The sequence below is a fragment of the Neolewinella aurantiaca genome, from assembly GCF_008014675.1.
In the GTDB taxonomy this organism is placed as follows: domain Bacteria; phylum Bacteroidota; class Bacteroidia; order Chitinophagales; family Saprospiraceae; genus Neolewinella; species Neolewinella aurantiaca.
In genome coordinates this window covers 87,062-106,278 of the sequence record NZ_VOXD01000016.1, presented here as the reverse complement: position 1 = coordinate 106,278, position 19,217 = coordinate 87,062, and the positions used below count along the sequence as shown (strand labels likewise).

The window sequence follows — 19,217 nt, the reverse complement described above, 5'->3', positions numbered from 1 at the left end:
GTAGAATATAGTAACATCTGGGAAGTACCTAACATCACAGTTCCGCAATACATCTTTCGTAGGTGCGGTCAACCGAACCTTCACACGAAACACGTTCATCAGCACAACTACCTGAACAATTGGGGTTGCCCGGAGTAATCCCCATGCTTTGCAAAACAGTTTCACCGTATAAATCCTGGCATTCCCCAAATCCTATTGAGAACTCTCCCGCACAGTTAGCCTTCGCATCGGCAAGCGCAGGTAGTGCAAAGCACAAGCAAAATATTACAATCGTTATTAAAGTTTTCATAGTCTATTCGTTTTCAGGTTTAGTAATACGCTGCTCACCAACATTCATTTTTTCTTCAACTGCGGCCACTGCGGCCTCTAATTGATCCGGTGTGAATTCGGCGATGAAATCACCGTAACGTTCGCTTACTACCGGACCGAATTCTTTGACCTTTTGATAAGCGTTACCAATAAGTTTAGCGTTTGGATACCCGGCGGCCTCGAATCTTTCTGATGCACGCTCCGGACTTTGCTCAATAAGCGCCCAGTCAGTGCCAGGCAAAGAAACGCCATGTCCAAAACGATCTGCCCGCTCAAGATTGATGAAATCATAGTGTGCGACAATAACGGATTTAAACTCGTCATCCGCCAATATCTTTTGCTCTAATAGGTCGCTGGTCAGCATCGTTTTATCACTATCTGTTGTGCAAGACACCAATAGAGAGCAAACGAATAAACAAAATTCGCATAGGTTTATCATTTAAAGAATGAAAAAAACACCACAAAAAGAATATTTGGGCGATCAACAACATAAATATAGGGCAGGAAAGGGGGGGGGAGGTGCAAATAAATCACAACTTGTTTTCTCTTATCTCCAAATATTCACAATCAATAAAGACCGTATTTACCCTCATTCCTGTGTTTCAATTAGGCCTCTACCGGTAACTCTCAATAGTATTATACCCAAACAAAAACGCCGCTTCTTCCCGAAGGAAGAAGCGGCGTTTTTTATGTCAGGCAATCACCCGATCAAACAGTTGCTCAACTCGTAGCGACTGCTGAATCAGTCGATCGTCTAGTCGCGGCGCGGGCGGTCACGACGGTCGCGTCCACCACGGCGGTCACCGCGGTCACCGCGGTCGCGGCGTGGGCGGTCCTTGGCGGCTTTACGCTCAGCTTCGAGCTCTTCATCGGTCGGGATGGTTCCGTCGGCGCGGGGCATGATGGCTTTGCGGCTAAGGCGAAGCTTACCGGTACGCTCGTCGATGTCAACGATCTTGAAGGTAACTTCATCGCCTTCGCTGAAGGCGTCTTCAACGTTGTCGATGCGGGTGTGGCTCATCTCCGATACGTGGAGCAGGCCGTCCTTACCGCCTTCGAAGCCAACAAATACACCGTAAGGCATGATCGTCTTGACCGTACCGGTGTAAACGCCACCAACTTCAGGGGTGAAGGTGATCTTCTTGATCCGCGCAACGGCGTCATCAATCGCAGCTTTGTCATTGGAAGCAATGGAGATGTGGCCCTTACCATCGATCTCATCGATGTTGATGTTGGTACCGGTCATTTCCTGCAGTTCCTGGATGATCTTACCGCCAGGTCCGATCACGGCACCGATGTAAGACTTCTCGATGATCAGCTTCACGATACGTGGAGCGTGCGGCTTGAGATCTTCAGCCGGAGCAGAAATGGTCTTCGCCATTTCGCCGAGGATGTGGAGGCGGCCTTCGCGGGCCTGATCGAGGGCTTGTTCGAGTTGCTCGTACGGAAGACCGTCGATCTTGATGTCCATCTGGCAGGCCGTGATACCTTTCTCGGTACCGGTCAGTTTGAAGTCCATATCTCCGAGGGCATCTTCGTCGCCGAGGATGTCGGAAAGGATAGCAATCTTGCCGCCTTCGGCAACCATACCCATCGCGATACCGGCTACGGGGCGCTTGAGTTGAACGCCGCCGTCCATGAGGGCCATAGAGCCCGCACAAACCGTTGCCATAGAACTGGAACCGTTAGACTCCATGATGTCGGAAACGATACGGATAGTGTGGGTCATCTCGTCGGGCAGTACCTGACGGATAGAGCGCTGAGCGAGGTTGGCGTGACCAACTTCACGACGTCCCGGACCACGCATCGGCTTGGTCTCACCTACAGAGTAAGCGGGGAAGTTGTAATGAAGGATGAAGTCAGCAAAGCTGTTTTCGTAAGCGATGTCGACCATCTGCTTATCGGTCTTCGTACCGAGGGTAAGACTGGTCAGGGCCTGAGTTTCGCCACGGTTGAAGATGGCGGATCCGTGAGCTGCCGGCAGGTAGTCGATCTCGGTCCAGATATCACGCACCTGATCGAACTTACGACCGTCGAGACGGAGGCTCTCGTTCAGCATCAGATCACGGATGGTCTTCTTCTGGATTTTGTCGTAGGCAGCCGAAAGGTCTTCTTTGTTTTCAGCGTACCATTCTTCGCCTTTTTCTTCAAGTACAGCCTCTTTGTAGTCGGCTTTTACCTGCTTGAAGGCGTCTTTACGTTGTTGCTTGTTGAGGGCGCCACGAGCAACACCCTGTACTGCTTCCTTCACTTTCCCTTCTACGTAGGTGAGGATATCTTCGGGGATCTCGTGGATCTCGACGTCGCGGGTGATGGCTTTGTCGCCTACCAGTTCGCGCAGTTCGAGCTGAGCTTTACACTGTACCTTGATGGCTTCGTGTCCAACTTTGAGGGCTTCGATGATTGCTTTTTCATCCACTTCTTTGCCTTCGCCCTCCACCATCATGATGTTGTCGGCATCGGCTGCGACGATGAGGTCGAGGTCTGCCTCGCTAAGTGCAGAACGATCAGGGTTGACAACGTACTCACCGTCGATGCGTGCCACACGGCACTCGGAGATCGGGCCAGCGAATGGGATATTGGAGACCATCAGTGCCGCAGATGCCGCAAGGCCGGCAAGGGCGTCCGGCATCACCTCGGGGTCGAGGCTGATCAGATTGATGATAACCTGTGTGTCGAACATGTAGCCCTTCGGGAAGAGCGGACGGATGGCCCGGTCAACGATACGGCTGATGAGGATTTCGTAATCGTTCAGGCGCGTCTCCCGGCGGAAGAAGTTGCCGGGGATACGACCTGCTGCAGCGAATTTCTCCTGGTAGTCAACGCTGAGGGGGAAAAACGACTGGCCCTCGCGTACGGAAGTAGAAGAGACTACGGAACAGAAAAGCATGGTCTTTCCACACTTTACGACGACGGAACCATCGGCCTGAGTGGCCAGCTTTCCGGTTTCGATGGTAACGTCGCGGCCGTTGGGCAGGGCGAAGTTTACCGTCATTGGGGTCTTATTACCCATGGTATATATATGACTTGGTTAGTTATTCAAATTAGTGAATTAGTGAACCATCCAGCCCGGGAGCTGGTTCCGCTATTACTATTCACAGCGCCGGATTTGTTTGCCCCGAACAGACAAACATGACGTCGCGAAAGGGGTACGCGGCAGCAACTCAGTAAAGCTGTAGCTCACTAACTCAACAATAAACAGCCTTGGAAGGGGGAGGGAGAAGGAACGCCTGATTGCGTTTATCGCGTGTACACGCGTCATAGTCTGCATCCCGCCGGTGGTCCGCTTTATGAACCGGCGGCAGCCACACGTTTGTGGCCTCAATCTTTTGGTCAATTTATTTCGCCGCGAAGATAAGGAATTATCGGTATAAAATTATTAACTGATTTTACACTACTGACCGAACCTACTCCCTTAACTTGACATGACGTAATTGCTAACTATACATTTTCACAATGCCCCTATCCGGCCTTCAAAGTTTCAGAATCAGTCCAGCCAAAGAACGCTCCCGGGTTTTCCGGAGCGTAATTATTGCTACACTGTTGCTCGTAGTAGTTCTTGCTGCAGCTCTGGCAACTCAGGCCGCAACCGGCCGCTCGCGCCAGGCAGTAATAAAAGCAATGAATCTGGAGCGGTCCCTTCATTCTTTGCTTTCTTCCGTTCAGGATGCCGAAACCGGACAGCGTGGCTACCTCCTCACCGGAGATGAACAATACCTTGAACCTTACATCTCTTCCCTGGAGGCCACCCCCGAAGCCCTCGCTCAACTGAGCAAATTCATTGAAGCGGGCAAAGACCAGAACCGCTTCCACCTCCTCACCCTGCTCATCCGGAGAAGATACGAAGAGCTCACCGCTACCATCGGGATGCGACGAGCCGGAGACTCCCTCGGCGCAGTGTCAATTGTAGCCCTCGACAACGGAAAGGCCATAATGGATTCTATCCGGCAGGAAATCGAAGTACTCAAGCAATCCGAACAGGCCGAAGTAGACGCCAAAATCGCCGTAGTTCAGAGCTTGTTCAACCTCGACATGGTTCTCCGGATCATCATTTTTGTGGGGATGTTTGTCATCCTCTATTTCCTTTACTCCCGCCTGCGCCCCCTCATTACTCACCTCGAAAACACCCTCGGAGAGAAAGAATCAGAGATTGCCATCCGCCGCCAGGCCGAGAAAGACAAAAACAACCTGATTGCAGACCTTAAGGACAAAAACGAAGACCTCGACCACTTCGCTTACATCGCCTCTCATGATTTGCAGGAACCGCTCAGAACGGTTACCAATTTCATTGACATCATTGAAGAGGACCACGGCGAGGTTATCGGAGAAGACGGTAAAATTTACTTTGGCTTCATTCATGAAGCGACAGACAGGATGCGGATCATGATCGAAACACTCCTGCGTTACAGTCAACTGGGCAGAGGCAGTGCTCTCACAAAGGTAGACCTGAACAACATCGTGGCCAACGTACTTCAACAGCTCGATGCCAAAATCAGCGAAACAAAGGCAAAGATAATAGTGCACGACCTGCCTGTTCTAAACGCCTATCCTATCGAGATAACCCAGGTTTTCCAGAACCTGATCAGCAACGCTCTGAAGTTTGTCAAAAAAGGAGAATCACCACATATTGAAATTTTTCAGGTTCCGAATGAAACATCTCTGCTGAAGATCGGTGTTAAGGATAAAGGCATCGGCATGAACGAAGCCGCCCTGGGTAAAATTTTCCAGATGTTCTCCAGGGTGAACGAAGCCGGCAGCTACAGCGGGCACGGAATAGGCCTTGCATTTTGTCGCAAAATCCTCGAAAGGCACGGCGGCAAAATTTCCGTCATTTCAAGCCCCGGTCAGGGCACCACATTTTACCTGACACTGCCCAAGAATTTAACCCCTCCAAAATGACAATGAAAAAAAAATTAAACCGAATTCTACTAATTGACGACTCAGCAGCCGACAACTTTATCCATCAACGACGTATAAAGAAAGCAGACGTAACGGAAGACATCGTTGTCAAGGAGAATGGCCAGGAAGGCCTTGATTATCTCAACACTGTTCTTGCTGACGAAACCTACCCTAAACCAGACCTTATTTTTCTGGATATCAATATGCCCGTCATGAACGGTTGGGAATTCCTGGATGAATACGAAAAACTGATCGAGGACCGCAAAGCACGGATGGTCCTGACGATGCTCACCACCTCTACCGCGCCGCGCGATCAGGAAAAAGCACGCAAATATCCTCACTTGGCCGATTTCACCGAAAAGCCACTCACCGAGGAGAAGCTGATGGCCATCATCAGCAAACATTTCCCCGATTACTTTTAGAGCGACCTGAGTGAATTCCTCTCAGGTTTAACTGTTTTACTTCAGCTGATTTCGCAACGAAATCATCGTACCAAGGTGCATCGCTTCGTGCATGTTGTTGAAATCCATTGCTTCGCCCACGTTTTTGAGCGTAGCGCCAAAACTGGTCGTGTACTCTTTGAAGTTGCTGAAATCCTCAACCTCAAGGTCTTTGCTTAATTGTTCCACGCCCGCGATCAGCTGCTTTGCAATCAGGTCACATTCTTCCTGGCTTGCGGGAGCTTCGGGGCGGGTGCCTTTCCGGTAACGGTCGATAAAATCGCGGCCGGAGGGTGTCTTCTGCCCCGACAAAGCGTACAGCAAAAGTTCCATCGTCGCCACTACGTGGCCGGCATTCCAGACGAGATTGTTGTTAAACCCGGGTGGAATTTCGTTCAGCTGCTCAAGGTCATGCGCCTCAAAAATGCGGAGTATGTTTTTGCGGGCGGCCAGTAAATAGGCCAGTTTATGTTCGGGTTGCTTGCTCATTCGCGCAAGATAGTCAGCACTGAAATATAATCGCCATCAAGCCGGATTAAAAGGAAACACGCGGCACCACCAGTTTCCGTTTGCCGTTAAGGTTGGCGAGTTGAAGCAGTACCCGCTGCAAAGAAATACTCCGGCCGGTCGTCATAAAAATATGGGCGGGGCCGCAGGTGCCGGGTGGGGTTTCTGAAGGCAAAGTAAAAAGGTTGTGTTGTAGCAATAAGCGTTCAACCTGACGTGCCGCTGCCGGTGACGGATCAATTATGTTTACTCCTACGCCGCAAACAGCCTGAATTTCATCCTTGATCAACGGATAATGGGTACAGCCAAGCACTATCGCATCTACCCCTTCCGCCAGCATCGGATCAAGAATTGACGCCAGCTTTGCGCTGAGAGCTACCTCCACCGCAGGCCCTTCTTCGATCAGCGGAACCAACCCTACGCAGGCGTTTTCGTAGACTTCTTTCCCCTTCAGGTGCTTATCGCGTAGCGTAAGGTAACGGGAACTGCCCAGGGTTGCGGCTGTTGCCAGCACCCCTACCCTGCCTGCTTTAGCTGCGGGCTTCACGGCCGGCTCCATCCCCACAAACGGGACCTCGGGGAATTCTTCCCGTAGGGCATCAATGGCGATGCTTGTGGCCGTATTACAGGCGACTACGATCATCTTTGCCCCTTCCGCCAGCAGGAAACCTGTGATCTTCCTGCTTCGCTCCAGAATACTCTCTGCGGACCGCGGGCCGTAGGGAGCGTAGGCATTGTCGGCAACGTACAGCAACGATTCTTCGGGCAACAGCTCTGCCATTGCTGTCGCTACGGACAGCCCGCCAATACCGGAGTCGAATATGCCGATGGGGGAGTTGGTCATGGTTCGGGAGGCAGCACCTGAATGTGCTTGCCGGGGGTACAAAGTTATACACAAAAAGGCCCGCGAACTCCGGTTAAGGAATTCGCGGGCCAGGTGGTTACCGGATGCTGCAAACCATTCAGGTTTGCAAACCTGCAACCCGGGTAATTACATACCGAGCTTGGCTTTAACAGCCGTGCTTACGTCAGAAGTTTCCTGACCGTAAAGCAGTACCTGCTGATCGAAGATGAACTGGTAGCCTCCTTCTTCGGCAACGGCTTTGATGGCGTCGTTTACCTTTTCGTAGATAGGCTCGAGCAGTTCAGTACGCTTCTTCTGCAGGTCACTTACCATGTCCTGCTCGAACTTGCCAATTTCGGCCTGGCGCTTCTCCAGCTTGGCAGACTCATCGTTCTGCTGCTTGGGAGTGAGCTCACCGGCTTGTGCTTTGGCCTGGAGGGCCTGCACGTCGGTCTGGAAACTAGTGACCATCGCCTGGCCTTTTTTCTGGAGTTGTTTCTGAAGGCCTTCGAGGTTAGACTCAGCAGCTTTCATTTCCGGCATCTCGGCGAGGATAGCCTGAGAGTTTACGTAACCGAATTTCTGGGCGGAGGCAGTGGTGGTAGCGGCGAGGAGCAGCAGGGCCACAACGGCCAATTGGAAAAACTTTTGCATTTGAATTAGTTGAGTAGTTGCCATTTTTTAGCGGGCGCAAAGGTACGAAAAACCTGCATCCGGTAAAAGACATGTTTAGAGTATGCCCCGGTTGGTTGGTTTTGGGACAAAGGGAATAACTTTAAGGGCGGGAAGCCAGAGGTCAGGAACCAGCAGCAAGGAACAGGGAGTTAGTACGCTGTCTCCTAACTCCTGACTCTTGATATCTGGTTCCTGGCTGCTGACTTCTGGTGCTTAGTTCTTGAGTGCACGCAGGATGTCGTCGGTCTTATCGTACGTATCGTTAGCGAAGATGATGCCAGCAGATCCTGCACGATCGAAGATGAAGTCGTAGCCACGCGTGGATGCGTAGTTTTCGATAGCTTCATAGACGGCATCCTGAATGGGCTTAACGAGTTCCTGACGGCGCTGGAAGAGGGCTCCTTCGGGGCCGAAGCGCTCGCGCTGCATCTTCTGAACTGACTGCTCTTTGGCAATGATTTCGTCTTCGCGCTTGGTGCGCTGGTCTTCGCTCAGCAATACCTGCTCGGCCTGGTACTTGCTGTACATGCCCTTGATGGCGTCGTACTGCTGACTGATATCCTGCTGCCACTTGGCGGCGAGTTGATCTAACTGCTCCTGGGCGTCCTGGTATTCAGTGATGCTGCCGAGAATTTTCTCCATATCAACGGAGGCAATTTTCTGAGCGGAGAGTGAGCTGCCGAAGCCTGCTATGGCAAATACGGCTATGAGGAGAAAGGTACGGATACGCATAAGTAAGCTTATTTGAGGGTTCAAAAGTAAGTTGGCCGCTTCGGACCGTCTACCTAATAGACGCTTCAGGGGAGCTGAAGTTACGCCATTGCGATAGTTTTAAGAGTTCAAAAAACAACGCAAACTACTGTAAAACAGACAACTAAACCCAAACGTGCGCCTGATCAGAATATGGTGTTTAACTTAAAATTAACGAGCGCCGTGGGCCTTTTCGGGGCATAAAGTTTGTATTTGCTCTCCTAAACCAGCTTAAACGAGAGGTCTCCCGCTCTTCAATCCTTTCCATTGCACCTGCGACCGCGCCGCTTAAAAGGGAAGCAGGTACAGAACAAAATCCGTCCAATTATGTATTCAACACCATAAACTAAATCAACACCACTATGGCACTCAAAGTAGGAGACAAAGCCCCACTGTTTACCCTTCACGCCAGCGATACCAGCGAGGTAAGCCTGAGCGACTACTCCGGAAAAAACGTTGTCGTTCTCTTTTTCCCGCTCGCCTTTACCGGCACCTGCACGGAAGAATTGTGTACCATGCGCGATGCCCTGACCGAATTTAACGGTATGAATACCGACGTAGTGGCCATCAGTGTAGACAGCCCGTTCACTCTGGCAAAATTCAAGGAATCAGAAAACCTGAACTTCCCGCTGCTAAGTGATTTCAACAAAGAAGTCAGCCGTCAGTACGGTTCCCTCTACGATACTTTTGTCTTTGCGATGGAAGGCGTATCAAAGCGCTCTGCCTTTGTTGTAGATGCCGCCGGTGTAATCCGTTACGCCGAAGTTCTTGAATCTGCCGGTGATTTGCCTAACTTTGCCGCGGTAAAGGAAACTTTGAGTACACTCTGATCGTTTTCGTCCAAAAGATTGCCAACCAGTATGTTATACGCACACGCCCCCCAGGAAGATGTCTTACTCGAAGAAGAAATTGAAGTTGGTTCCGGCGAACCAGCTGACCTGATCGTGTACAACGACGATCACAATACCTTTGATTGGGTAATGAAAAGCTTCGAGGAAATCCTCGGCCATTCCTCTCAACAGAGCGAGCAACTAGCGATGTTGATTCATTTTAAAGGCAAGGCCACCGTAAAATCTGCAGCGATGGCAGAGTTGCGGCCCAAACGTGAAGCCCTGGTAGACCGGGGCCTCTCGGCAGTAATCGAAGGAAGATAAACAGTTTTGTCGTCAGGCAGTTACTTTGTGGCCGACCAAACAATCAGGTTTGGCTCAGGCTATCTGGCTACACGACTGTTTAACTACTCTGATTACTTGATTCCCGATATGGCAATTTTTCGCCTCGACCCCCGTTTTCCCGAACTCTTCCCAGACCCTCTCCTTACCAACGGCGACGCACCCGCTTGTTTTGGTGGAGACCTGACCCCCGAATGGTTGTTTAATGCTTACCACCTGGGGTATTTCCCTTGGTTTAGCGACAACGAGCCCATCTTTTGGTGGCATCCCGATCCGAGGTTCGTGCTCTACCCCGACAAGCTCAAAGTGAGCAAAAGCATGCGACCTTACTTTAACCAGCAAAAGTTTACCGTCCGGTACGACACTCAGTTCCGGACCGTGATGAACCACTGCCGGGAAACCTACCGCCCCGGACAATGGGGAAGCTGGATCACCGATGATTTGATCAAGGGCTATGTAGGCCTGCACGAAATGGGCCTTGCGCACAGTGTGGAAGTTTACGACGGAGACGAGCTGGTGGGTGGGCTTTACGGGCTCGCCCTCGGTAAGGTCTTCTTCGGTGAAAGCATGTTTCACCTCCGGCCTAACGCCAGCAAATTTGCCTTCATCAGCCTGGTACGCAGACTGAAGAGTGAGGGCTACCGTGTGATTGATTGCCAGCAGGAAACAAGCCACCTGAAGTCGCTTGGCGGAGAACCGATCTCCCGGCCAGACTTTCTCGAACTGCTGGGCCCCATCCGGGAGGAAGCCTCGGTCAGAGGGAAATGGCAGTAAACTAATTCTCGTCTTCCAGATCGATTTCAACCTCAGGCAGAAGCCCCCGGTCTATGCTGTCGAGGTGCAATGAGTCCAGCAGCAAGCTGTCCCGCAGAAGCGTATCGAACCGGATCTCGAAGGGAAAAAGCGGACGTAAAGGGAGAGGAGACGAAAGTTCTTTGACCGGAGGGGCTCCGGGGCGACCAGGACGTGGCGGGCGGCCTTCAATCCGGCGGATTCTTTTGGCCCGGTCGAGGAGCAATGAATCGGCCCTGCGCATAGCTTCCTCCAGAACGTCTCCGTTACAATCGCGTTCAAGGTTACGGGTCAGATCAGCTATCCGCTCACGAAATTTTTCCATTACGTGGGCGTCGGAATCCAGATCGTCCGGCATACACCCTGTTCCCATAACGAATAAGACGAGCAGCAGGCTGAGGTGGTGGTACTTCAGGTTCATCGTTACTGGTTTTGGGGGATACGTGCACGCAGACGGGCCTCTTCTTCCAGCATACGTTGTACAATACTATCGGTAGCTACAGCTACGCGATCAGAAAAGTCTGCCTTACAGAGGCTGTCATAAAGCGGTCGGATGCTATCCATTGCTTCACCAACAAGGTCATCAATTCGTTCGCGCTCATCCATCGTCAGGCGGATATTGACGTTCTCTTTACTATCCGAGGAACAAGCTGCCAATGCCAGCGAAAGACTTGCCAGAAATAAGATTACTAATCGCATTCGGCAAAGGTAATACAACCCGAAACAAGCAGATAACCTACCACCGACGGTAGCTGTAACGACTATACCTAAGTGAGATTGAGGGCGCAGCCGGGTGCTATGAAACTGGCTTCATGCAGGTACCGGAAGGCGCTTTCTCAAACGTGCTTATTTTGGGTGTGTTATCTTCGCGCCATGGAACCACTACGCATAGGAATTTCAATCGGTGACGTGAACGGAGTCGGACCGGAAGTTGTCATAAAATCACTTACCAGAGAGGGTATCCTTGAGGTATTCACGCCCGTGATTTATGCTTCGGCTGCTGCTATGCGCCAGTACGAACCAGCAGATGACGCTCCTGAGTTTGCTTACGAAACGATAGACAAAGCAGAAGATGCCGAAGACGGCTTCATCAACCTCGTGGAATGTTTACCGGCCGGCCTGGAGTTCACTCCTGGCGAGGCAACCGAGTCTGGCGGCCGCGCAGCGGCCGCTTCGCTGGCCAGGGCCGTAGCCGAGCTCAAAGACGGGCAGTTAGACGCCCTGATTACAGCTCCGATCAATAAATCGGTGATGCCCGCGGATGCATTCCCCTACCCCGGCCACACCGAAATGCTGACCAAGGAACTGGGCGCCGACGAAAGCCTCATGTTTTTGGTTACTGATGATCTGCGGGTTGGAGTAGTCACCAACCACATTCCCGTTGCCGAGGTGGCCAAAGCCGTTACCAAGACGGCCATCCTTAAGAAGCTGAAAATTATGGACGAAAGCCTGCGGGCAGATTTCGGGATCAACCGGCCCGTCATCGCTGTGCTCTCCCTCAACCCACACGGCGGAGACCAGGGGCGCATCGGGAAAGAGGACATCGAAGTTGTCCGGCCAGCCGTGGAAGAAGCCAAAAAGAAGGGCATCCTTGCGATGGGCCCTTTCCCCGCCGATGGCTTTTTCGGTTCTGGCAAGCAGAACACTTACGATGCAGTTCTGGCCATGTACCACGATCAGGGATTGATTCCATTCAAAGCACTCAGCTTCGGCAAAGGTGTCAATTTTACCGCCGGGCTGCCCGGCATTCGTACCAGCCCCGACCACGGTACGGCTTATGACATTGTCGGCAAAGACGAGGCTGATCCGGCATCTTTCATTTCGGCCATGTTTGTAGCGCGCCAGGCTTTCCTTAACCGTGAGCGCCATACCGAAGACAGCGCCAACCCACTTACCAGCAGGATGCACCTTGTGTACAAACGCAAGCCCAAAGGCGGAAAAGGAGGTGGTAAACCCGGCGGAGGACCGCGCAAGGGAGGCTCACGTAAAAAGTAAGTCAGTAAAGGCAGAAACACGCCAACTTTTTCGGGCTTAGCTTCTTAGAATAAGAGCAACACATACTGAGCAGAAAGGGAGTCGTTTGACTCCTCTCTGCCTGATCAACTGTGTGATTGCCTGATCAATTTCCCTATGCGTAAGTACCGCCTACCAGTCATTATTGCCTTCTCCCTGTTCGCCGCAGCAGCAGTATATGGCTGTTTCAACCTGAAGTTTAGTTTTGATTTCAGCCAGTTCTTTCCGCGGGGAGACGACGACCTCGCCTTTTTCCTGGAATTCATCGAAGAGTTTGAGGGCGACGACAACTTTCTCCTCGTGGCACTGGACCGCGAAGAGGGCGTTTTCGACTCTACTTTTCTGGCCGAAGCCCATGATTTTGCCCTGAAAGCACGAGACGTTAAGTACATAGAAGGAGTTCAGTCGCTAACTACATTTTCCTATCCGCTGAAGACGCCCTTTGCCGTTACCACCATTCCTGCCATCCACCGAAACGACCCCAGCTTGTATGCTCAAGATAGTTTACGAATAATGCAGGATGAACGCTTCGTCAACACCCTGGTTAACGAAGCGGGAACAACCCTGGTGGTACTGCTCAAAACGGAAAGCCTCATCAACCTCACCGGCGAAGGCGAAGGTCCTTCCAGCATAGACAAGAGCCGGGAGCTGATGGACGGAGTTGAGGAACTGATGGCTACCTATAACTTTGAGGACCATCATTACCTCGGCTCTGCATTCTTCCAGAGAGAGATGGTTGACATGCAGGTCCGGGAAGTCGCTGTCTCTGCCATCGTCTCTGGTTTTCTTGTGTTTCTAATCATGTTCCTGCTCTTCCGACGCCCCCTGGGCATCATCGTTTCTTTGGTAAGTATCGGTCTTGGGCTACTTCTCTTTCTGGGTACGCTCGGACTGATGGGCAGAGAGCTCAACGCCATCGCCGCACTGTATCCGGTGCTAATGATCATTGTCGGCACATCGGACGTCATTCACATCATGTCGAAGTACATCGATGAGTTGCGGGCCGGTAAAGACAAGGAAACAGCCATCCGGATCACCATCCGGGAAATAGGGATGGCGACCCTGCTCACCTCACTGACTACCGCGGTAGGTTTTGCGACTTTGCTCACCAGCCGCATCAACCCCATCCGCGACTTTGGCATCAACGCTGCACTAGGGGTAATGATCGCCTTCGTTACTGTAATCTTTTTCACGACCGCTCTGCTCTCTTACCTGAGCGTAGATCAGATCGTCAAGATCGGCCGCCAGCAGGCGTTTTGGGACCGATTGCTGGAACGGGCGTATAAATTCACCCGTCTGAGTCCGGGAAAAATTAAGATCGGCGCAGCCATCGCAGCGGTTCTCTGTGCGGTCGGCATCAGTATGGTCACCACCAACAACCGTATCACTTCCGCCCTGCCACGAGGAAAGAAAATCACCGCAGACTTCCTCTTCTTCGAGCAGGAACTGGCAGGGTTCCGCCCCTTTGAGATGGCCGTTACCGCGAAGGATTCCGCAAAGATCACCGACTTCACCGTGATGCTGGAGATCGGGAAGATCGAAGATTACGTAAAGCAATTCGATGCAGTACGGAGTACTGCGAGTATTACTGCTGTGTACCGGAGCATCAACCAGATGTTCAACAACAACCGCCCGGACGCTTACGTACTGCCCGACGACGAACGGAAATACGCTCAGTACCAGCGCCTTGCCCGTCAGGTACCGGCAGTAAACCTGAACATCCTGATGAGCAAAGACGAAAAAAAGGCCCGCATCACCAGCCGGCTGAACGACCTGGGCGCAGACAGTACCCAGGCCTTCCTTTCCCGTACCGATGCCTGGATCAATGCGAACATCGACACCTCTTTGGTGGAGGTCCGCAGTACGGGTACTGGTGTCATCATAGATAAAAACTCGGAGTATATCCGGGAGAATCTCCTGCAGGGTTTAGGACTGGCAATCCTGATTGTTTGCGTACTGATGGGAGTCCTTTTCAAGAGTTGGAAAATGCTGCTCGTAAGCCTTGTCCCCAATGTTTTACCGTTGCTTTTTGCCGGGGCCGTTCTTGGCTTTACGGGCATTGAGCTCGAAGCTGGCGTCAGCATCGTTTTCGCTATCATCTTCGGTATTGCGGTGGATGACACCATTCACTTCCTTGCCAAATACCGGTTGGCACGGGGCAAAGGGCTCAGCGTCGAAGAAGCAATTCACCTCACCTTCCGCGAAGCAGGAAAGGCTATTGTTCTAACGTCTATTGTACTGTTTTTCGGTTTTCTGGTGATGCTATTCAGCATCCATCCGCCGAGCGTGACGATTGGCTTGCTGATCAGTCTGACCCTTGCTAGTGCCGTGGTTTCTGACCTGATGCTTATTCCGCTTATGTTGCGGTGGTTGGATAAGGATTAGGTAGTAGGTAGAGCGTAGAAGGTAGTGGGTAGTGGCTACCGCACGTTGGAGGCGTAGTAGGTAGAGCGTAGAAGGTAGTGGGTAGTGGCTGCCGAACATTGGAGGAGTCTAGTGGGTAGAGCGTAGAAGGTAGTGGGTAGTGGCTGCCGCACGTTGGAGGAGCCTAGTGGGTAAAGCGTAGAAGGTAGTGGGTAGTGGCTGCCGCACGTTGGAGGAGTCTAGTGGGTAGAGCGTAGAATGTAGCGGGTAGTGGCTGCCGCACATTGGAGGAGCCTAGAAGGTAGAGCGTAGAAGGTAGTGGGTAGTGACTGCCGCACGTTGGAGGCGTAGTAGGTAGTGGGTAGAAGGTAGTGGGTAGTGGCTCCTGCACGTTGGAGTAGTTTCGGGGCGCGGCCGCAGGTGCGGGGGGAGATTTCAGGAGAGGGGCTTCTCGTGGAGGACTCCCCCGGGATTCCGTTCGAGGCTGCCACTTCTTCCCTGCATCCGGGGTTAAAGCGGTTTGATCCCTCCGGGATCGGGGGATAGCGTGGGTCTTTGCCGTATACCGTTCCAGGCACCGGCGGCCGCGCCTGATGCTTTTCTGCGTGCGTTCCTGGCGTGCAATACCCGTTGTATTCTATGAGCTACGTTCTTTCTATTCAGGTTTTTTCTTGTCTGCCACCACGATGTACTGATATTCGAGGGTGGCGTCGTCGCTGGAAACCTCGTGAAAACCAGCCTCTTTCAGGAGGTCCTGCAGCTCCCCGATGGCAAGGCGGTCGTTCTTGGCCGGGCCGATGGGCGTCGTTTTCTTCTTCCAGTCCACGATCACGATACGGCCATCCGAGCGGAGGGCGGGGTATAGCTTTTTGAGGTAGTCTACCTTATTCTCGATGAGCATAAAGGTGTTTACGATCAGTACGATGTCGACCTCGCTTTTTTCCAGCATCGGGTCGTCGGGCTTAGCGAGGCGGGGTTCGAGGCGGGGACGAAACTCTTTGGGCAAGCTGAAATTACGCAGGGTATCGAGGTAATTGATGTACTTCTGGTCGATCTCTACCGCGATTACCCGGTCGGCGATTGGCGCCAGTTTTTCGGCAAAAAAGCCCTCACCTGCGCCGATGTCAGCGATGACGCGCTCGCGGATATCCCCCATGGCATCCATGACGGCCCCGGGGTTTTGCCAAATCATACGAGACCGTGCGTCGTCTTCCGGATCCACCTTGGCGTAAATAGACTCATCGATCGTAGGTTCCGGCTTGTCTTCGCAAGCGGCAATGAGCAGTAGAAGCGGAGCGAAAAAGAAGAGGTAACGCATTAGACAGGGTTTAACTTGGGTCGAAGATATGTAATCCGATATAGCAAAGATGAAAGAGCATGAGGTCGATTAAAGTTGCGCCCGACAAATCTCGAGCATCAGCAAATGCATCTTATTCCGCAAATCCCTACTCTCGATCGTGAAGTTATTGACCATAATAGCGAAAGCCAGCTGCGAACCATCTTTGCGGTCGGCATAACCGGCATAGGCGCGTACGGCTCCCAGGGAACCACTTTTTGCCCGCAGGCGCCCTTCGGCGACCGTCCCTTTCAGGTAGCCCCGCATGCTTCCGGTTCGTCCCGCCAGGGGGATGCTTGCCCGCCAGCGCAGTTCTCCGCGCCGGTGGCGCAGAAAGGACGTCATGAATTCCGCAGAAAAGAAGTTACGGGTTGCCAGGCCAGATCCGTCTTCGAGCCTGACTGCTCCGACCGGGAGCCCGGCGGCAGCAAGCCAGTCTTTTACCACTTTGGTGGAGGACAATTCATGGGTTTCAACTCCCCGGGCTTTACTTATTTCACGCAGGAGGACTTCGGCATAAAGATTGTTGCTGCGCAGGTTAGTTCTGTCCACAATTTCGCTGAGTGGAGGAGATATGTAGGTATCGATCACCTGGCCTTTGGCTAAATCCGTGTCGCCGATGGTACGGTTACTTTCGGCGGGAAGGCTCACGGAAACACCCGCTTCTTTCAGCTCGCGGCACAACAGTTGTGCGGTAAACAAAGCCGGATCGGGAATTGCTCCTTTGATCGTGAACCGCCCAGTCCCTACGGGGATCGTTCCGCGGATAAAATTATCGTAGCCGAAGGGTGCACCGAAGATGTACGCCTGGTCGCCACTGCCGCGCGGGCCGCTGCGCAATTCATTGGTCAGTTTCAGGCCCGGCACCTCCGGCCGGGTTCGCTGGATCGGCGGGATGTCCCCCACCCTGCCCCGCTGCAGGAAATCGAGGAAGTAGAAATTCTCGTGAATATTCAGGCCATAGGCACCGGCTCCGTAGTAGTTACCGATATCGCTCCACGGCCAGCCGCCGGCTGGCCCGTCGGTACCGAAGTAGCTACCGTCTCCGATTACGCGACCGTTCACCTTCCGGATGCCAGCGGAAGTAATTGCGGAGCGCCAGCGATCCATCATTTTGTTCAGGCCGGGGACGCCGTCGAGGTACGGGCTTCCCAGGCTGGGATCACCGCCGCCAACGATGTGGATATCGCCGTTGAGTGTGCCGTCTTCTATCGTTCCCACTACCAATAGTTTTGTCGTAAAGCGGTGGTCTTCACCCAGAACATCCATTGCCACAGCGGTAGTCAGCAGCTTTTGGGTGGAAGCGGGGATGCACGTCAGCTGACTCTGGTGACCACCAACCATCCTGCCGGTTTCGGTATCGATTACGCTGATGGAAATGACCGCACCGGCAAGGTCGGGATCCTGCGCGAAGTTCCGGATATGGTCCTGAACGGAGACCTGAGCGGCGAGGCTCAGGTTGAGGATTGAAAAAAGGAGGATTAGAAGTAATTGGGGCAAGGGACTGCAATATTTTAGGGGATGATGTTCTTTCTCTTCCGGAGAGCGGAGAGGCGGCCGGGGATTGAAACCGCAAGATACTCAAGCGGCACGAACAGTTTACCTTTACCTCATGCTCTTGCCCCTGGCCATAACCGTTCTGATTGCCACTGTACTCTGCGAAACAGCAGCCCGCAAAAAATGGCTGCCGTACTGGGTTACCCGAAAGATCCTTCATTTCGTTGCGGTCGGTGCCTGCGCTGTGGCGACGGTTGAGTTGGAACGCGAACTTTTTATCTGGATAGTTGCCGGCGCAGAGGTTATTCTGCTCGGGCTGATTCTGTCCAACCAGTTGCTGCGGGAAGAATCAGGGCGGAGGGCCTGGGGGATTGTCTGGTTTCCACTCGCTCTTCTGATTTTGCTCCTCTGGGTTCAGGACGACCGCCTGATTGCATTCTGCATGCTTATTCTGGCCGTTTGCGACCCGGCGGCAACGATTGCGGGAAAGTTGTGGGCGAAGAAGGATTACCAGCTCACGGGCGACCCGAAGTCTTTAGTGGGGAGCCTGGCCTTTCTTACGTCCTTCGGTTTGCTTGTCTGGCTTCATTTGCCCTTCGGAGCGTGGCTGGGCTGGGGAAACCTGTTGGCGCTCGGGCTGATGCTGACCGCTGCGGAAGCCCTCGGCTCACGCGGACTTGACAACCTGATCATCCCGCTATTTGCCGCCTGGTTCTTCGTTGGGATGGAGGAGATTTTTCCGGCGCAGAACTATGCTTTATACCTGGTAATCGCGGCGCTCCCCTTTTGCTGGGTATTGGTTCGCCGCAGAAGCCTGACTCCCGGAGGAGCCCTGACCGCGTCTTTGCTGGGTATTGTTGTAGTTATTGGTAGTAAGACCACACTATGGCTCCTTCCCCTTTTTCTTTTTCTGCTGAGCAGCAGTCTCATCGGTAGACTTTTTCCGGTAACAACAGTCGCCGGAGACGCTAAGCAGAAGCAGCCCCGGGACGCAACGCAGGTTCTGGCCAACGGGGCCGTGTATGGCTACCTGGCAGCCTTTGAATGGCCGAAGGACGGATTCCTTTATCTGATTCATCCCGAAACGGAAATCTGGCTCCTCGCCGCCATGGCCATCGCTACCGCCGACACCTGGTCTTCCGAAATCGGGCAGTATTTCCGGCAGCCGACGTACGACCTGGTGAAATGGCGCAAGGTGCCGGCGGGGCTGAGCGGCGGGGTGAGTATTGCCGGCACACTGGCCGGCCTGGGCGGGGCCACCTTTCTGGCAGGAGCCTGCTTCTGGATGGTCCCCTACATGAGTTTCGCGATGGTCATCAAAATCATCCTGATCGGTTTTTTCGGGATGCTGCTGGACAGTGCATTGGGATCACTCTTTCAGGCGAAGTATAAAGACGTTGCTACCGGAGCCATGAGCGACACCCCGGGAGATGGCCGGGAGCTGGTTGGGGGCACAAAATGGATGACGAACGACCTGGTTAATTTCCTGGCGATTTTACTTGTGATATGGGTGATCATGCACTCATTCAGGTTAACCTGAGCTTACGCAGGTTCGGCGACACCACTCCAGATGAAGAGGCTGTGTCCTTCATCCCTTCTCTGCACCTGCGGCCGCGCCC

At 52.9% G+C, this 19,217-nt stretch carries 20 protein-coding genes; 9 read left to right on the top strand and 11 right to left on the bottom strand.

Features of this window, described 5'->3' with window-relative positions:
- Window positions 1–34: 34 nt before the first annotated feature.
- Entirely contained in the window at window positions 35–289 is a 255-nt protein-coding gene (locus tag FUA23_RS11785; RefSeq protein ID WP_147930946.1) for a hypothetical protein, read from the bottom strand.
- Between the two features lie 3 nt (window positions 290–292).
- Window positions 293–673, bottom strand: a complete 381-nt coding sequence (locus tag FUA23_RS11780; RefSeq protein WP_147930945.1) for a hypothetical protein — start codon at window positions 671–673, stop codon at window positions 293–295.
- A gap of 82 nt (window positions 674–755) precedes the next feature.
- On the opposite strand from FUA23_RS11780, the gene FUA23_RS11775 reads away from it, so the two are divergent.
- Window positions 756–1,040: a hypothetical protein gene (locus tag FUA23_RS11775; protein WP_147930944.1), complete on the top strand. Its 285-nt coding sequence runs from the start codon at window positions 756–758 to the stop codon at window positions 1,038–1,040.
- 23 nt (window positions 1,041–1,063) lie between these two features.
- Here FUA23_RS11775 and pnp read toward each other — a convergent pair whose 3' ends face one another.
- Complete coding sequence (gene pnp, locus FUA23_RS11770) at window positions 1,064–3,322, bottom strand: polyribonucleotide nucleotidyltransferase (RefSeq protein WP_147930943.1); 2,259 nt, start codon at window positions 3,320–3,322, stop codon at window positions 1,064–1,066.
- A 443-nt stretch (window positions 3,323–3,765) separates the two neighbouring features.
- On the opposite strand from pnp, the gene FUA23_RS11765 reads away from it, so the two are divergent.
- Window positions 3,766–5,208 carry a sensor histidine kinase gene (locus tag FUA23_RS11765; RefSeq protein ID WP_147930942.1) on the top strand — a complete coding sequence of 481 codons (1,443 nt, stop codon included), beginning with the start codon at window positions 3,766–3,768 and terminating at the stop codon, window positions 5,206–5,208.
- 2 nt (window positions 5,209–5,210) lie between these two features.
- On the top strand, window positions 5,211–5,630 hold the full coding sequence (locus FUA23_RS11760; RefSeq protein ID WP_147930941.1) for a response regulator: 420 nt from the start codon (window positions 5,211–5,213) through the stop codon (window positions 5,628–5,630).
- A 36-nt stretch (window positions 5,631–5,666) separates the two neighbouring features.
- Here FUA23_RS11760 and FUA23_RS11755 read toward each other — a convergent pair whose 3' ends face one another.
- The 4 genes from FUA23_RS11755 to FUA23_RS11740 form a co-directional block, all read right to left on the bottom strand.
- Window positions 5,667–6,137, bottom strand: a complete 471-nt coding sequence (locus tag FUA23_RS11755; protein WP_147930940.1) for a DinB family protein — start codon at window positions 6,135–6,137, stop codon at window positions 5,667–5,669.
- Window positions 6,138–6,183: 46 nt separating this feature from the next.
- Window positions 6,184–6,999: a glutamate racemase gene (murI, locus tag FUA23_RS11750; RefSeq protein ID WP_147930939.1), complete on the bottom strand. Its 816-nt coding sequence runs from the start codon at window positions 6,997–6,999 to the stop codon at window positions 6,184–6,186.
- Between the two features lie 147 nt (window positions 7,000–7,146).
- Window positions 7,147–7,653: an OmpH family outer membrane protein gene (locus FUA23_RS11745; RefSeq protein WP_147930938.1), complete on the bottom strand. Its 507-nt coding sequence runs from the start codon at window positions 7,651–7,653 to the stop codon at window positions 7,147–7,149.
- Window positions 7,654–7,887: 234 nt separating this feature from the next.
- A complete protein-coding gene (locus FUA23_RS11740; RefSeq protein WP_147930937.1) occupies window positions 7,888–8,406 on the bottom strand; it encodes an OmpH family outer membrane protein in 519 nt (172 codons plus the stop codon).
- A gap of 380 nt (window positions 8,407–8,786) precedes the next feature.
- Between FUA23_RS11740 and FUA23_RS11735 the strand changes: the two genes are divergently transcribed.
- From FUA23_RS11735 to aat, 3 genes are all read left to right on the top strand, one after another.
- On the top strand, window positions 8,787–9,254 hold the full coding sequence (locus FUA23_RS11735) for a redoxin domain-containing protein (protein ID WP_147930936.1): 468 nt from the start codon (window positions 8,787–8,789) through the stop codon (window positions 9,252–9,254).
- Window positions 9,255–9,284: 30 nt separating this feature from the next.
- Window positions 9,285–9,578 (top strand): ATP-dependent Clp protease adaptor ClpS, encoded by a 294-nt coding sequence (locus FUA23_RS11730; RefSeq protein WP_147930935.1) that lies wholly within the window; start codon window positions 9,285–9,287, stop codon window positions 9,576–9,578.
- 108 nt (window positions 9,579–9,686) lie between these two features.
- The gene (gene aat / locus FUA23_RS11725; RefSeq protein WP_147930934.1) at window positions 9,687–10,370 is read left to right on the top strand and encodes a leucyl/phenylalanyl-tRNA--protein transferase; all 684 of its coding nucleotides are present in this window, start codon (window positions 9,687–9,689) and stop codon (window positions 10,368–10,370) included.
- Between the two features lies 1 nt (window position 10,371).
- Here aat and FUA23_RS11720 read toward each other — a convergent pair whose 3' ends face one another.
- Complete coding sequence (locus FUA23_RS11720; protein ID WP_147930933.1) at window positions 10,372–10,809, bottom strand: hypothetical protein; 438 nt, start codon at window positions 10,807–10,809, stop codon at window positions 10,372–10,374.
- A 2-nt stretch (window positions 10,810–10,811) separates the two neighbouring features.
- Entirely contained in the window at window positions 10,812–11,087 is a 276-nt protein-coding gene (locus FUA23_RS11715) for a hypothetical protein (RefSeq protein WP_147930932.1), read from the bottom strand.
- A gap of 174 nt (window positions 11,088–11,261) precedes the next feature.
- On the opposite strand from FUA23_RS11715, the gene pdxA reads away from it, so the two are divergent.
- Window positions 11,262–12,383, top strand: a complete 1,122-nt coding sequence (gene pdxA, locus FUA23_RS11710) for a 4-hydroxythreonine-4-phosphate dehydrogenase PdxA (protein WP_147930931.1) — start codon at window positions 11,262–11,264, stop codon at window positions 12,381–12,383.
- 135 nt (window positions 12,384–12,518) lie between these two features.
- Window positions 12,519–14,786 carry an efflux RND transporter permease subunit gene (locus FUA23_RS11705; protein ID WP_147930930.1) on the top strand — a complete coding sequence of 756 codons (2,268 nt, stop codon included), beginning with the start codon at window positions 12,519–12,521 and terminating at the stop codon, window positions 14,784–14,786.
- Between the two features lie 634 nt (window positions 14,787–15,420).
- Here FUA23_RS11705 and FUA23_RS11700 read toward each other — a convergent pair.
- The gene (locus FUA23_RS11700; protein ID WP_147930929.1) at window positions 15,421–16,083 is read right to left on the bottom strand and encodes a class I SAM-dependent methyltransferase; all 663 of its coding nucleotides are present in this window, start codon (window positions 16,081–16,083) and stop codon (window positions 15,421–15,423) included.
- A gap of 69 nt (window positions 16,084–16,152) precedes the next feature.
- Window positions 16,153–17,601 carry a D-alanyl-D-alanine carboxypeptidase/D-alanyl-D-alanine endopeptidase gene (gene dacB, locus FUA23_RS11695; protein ID WP_147930928.1) on the bottom strand — a complete coding sequence of 483 codons (1,449 nt, stop codon included), beginning with the start codon at window positions 17,599–17,601 and terminating at the stop codon, window positions 16,153–16,155.
- Window positions 17,602–17,713: 112 nt separating this feature from the next.
- On the opposite strand from dacB, the gene FUA23_RS11690 reads away from it, so the two are divergent.
- The gene (locus tag FUA23_RS11690; RefSeq protein WP_147930927.1) at window positions 17,714–19,138 is read left to right on the top strand and encodes a DUF92 domain-containing protein; all 1,425 of its coding nucleotides are present in this window, start codon (window positions 17,714–17,716) and stop codon (window positions 19,136–19,138) included.
- Window positions 19,139–19,217 lie beyond the last annotated feature (79 nt).

Excerpts from the sequence above, each read along its gene's own strand:
- FUA23_RS11705 (WP_147930930.1), top strand. The coding sequence starts at position 12,519 with ATGCGTAAGTACCGCCTACCAGTCATTATTGCCTTCTCCCTGTTCGCC.
- pdxA (WP_147930931.1), top strand. The coding sequence starts at position 11,262 with ATGGAACCACTACGCATAGGAATTTCAATCGGTGACGTGAACGGAGTC.
- FUA23_RS11700 (WP_147930929.1), bottom strand. The coding sequence starts at position 16,083 with ATGCGTTACCTCTTCTTTTTCGCTCCGCTTCTACTGCTCATTGCCGCT.
- FUA23_RS11690 (WP_147930927.1), top strand. The coding sequence starts at position 17,714 with ATGCTCTTGCCCCTGGCCATAACCGTTCTGATTGCCACTGTACTCTGC.
- FUA23_RS11785 (WP_147930946.1), bottom strand. The coding sequence starts at position 289 with ATGAAAACTTTAATAACGATTGTAATATTTTGCTTGTGCTTTGCACTA.
- aat (WP_147930934.1), top strand. The coding sequence starts at position 9,687 with ATGGCAATTTTTCGCCTCGACCCCCGTTTTCCCGAACTCTTCCCAGAC.
- pnp (WP_147930943.1), bottom strand. The coding sequence starts at position 3,322 with ATGGGTAATAAGACCCCAATGACGGTAAACTTCGCCCTGCCCAACGGC.
- FUA23_RS11760 (WP_147930941.1), top strand. The coding sequence starts at position 5,211 with ATGAAAAAAAAATTAAACCGAATTCTACTAATTGACGACTCAGCAGCC.
- FUA23_RS11740 (WP_147930937.1), bottom strand. The coding sequence starts at position 8,406 with ATGCGTATCCGTACCTTTCTCCTCATAGCCGTATTTGCCATAGCAGGC.
- FUA23_RS11755 (WP_147930940.1), bottom strand. The coding sequence starts at position 6,137 with ATGAGCAAGCAACCCGAACATAAACTGGCCTATTTACTGGCCGCCCGC.
- FUA23_RS11730 (WP_147930935.1), top strand. The coding sequence starts at position 9,285 with ATGTTATACGCACACGCCCCCCAGGAAGATGTCTTACTCGAAGAAGAA.
- FUA23_RS11715 (WP_147930932.1), bottom strand. The coding sequence starts at position 11,087 with ATGCGATTAGTAATCTTATTTCTGGCAAGTCTTTCGCTGGCATTGGCA.
- FUA23_RS11765 (WP_147930942.1), top strand. The coding sequence starts at position 3,766 with ATGCCCCTATCCGGCCTTCAAAGTTTCAGAATCAGTCCAGCCAAAGAA.
- murI (WP_147930939.1), bottom strand. The coding sequence starts at position 6,999 with ATGACCAACTCCCCCATCGGCATATTCGACTCCGGTATTGGCGGGCTG.
- FUA23_RS11720 (WP_147930933.1), bottom strand. The coding sequence starts at position 10,809 with ATGAACCTGAAGTACCACCACCTCAGCCTGCTGCTCGTCTTATTCGTT.
- FUA23_RS11745 (WP_147930938.1), bottom strand. The coding sequence starts at position 7,653 with ATGCAAAAGTTTTTCCAATTGGCCGTTGTGGCCCTGCTGCTCCTCGCC.
- FUA23_RS11775 (WP_147930944.1), top strand. The coding sequence starts at position 756 with ATGAAAAAAACACCACAAAAAGAATATTTGGGCGATCAACAACATAAA.
- FUA23_RS11735 (WP_147930936.1), top strand. The coding sequence starts at position 8,787 with ATGGCACTCAAAGTAGGAGACAAAGCCCCACTGTTTACCCTTCACGCC.
- FUA23_RS11780 (WP_147930945.1), bottom strand. The coding sequence starts at position 673 with ATGCTGACCAGCGACCTATTAGAGCAAAAGATATTGGCGGATGACGAG.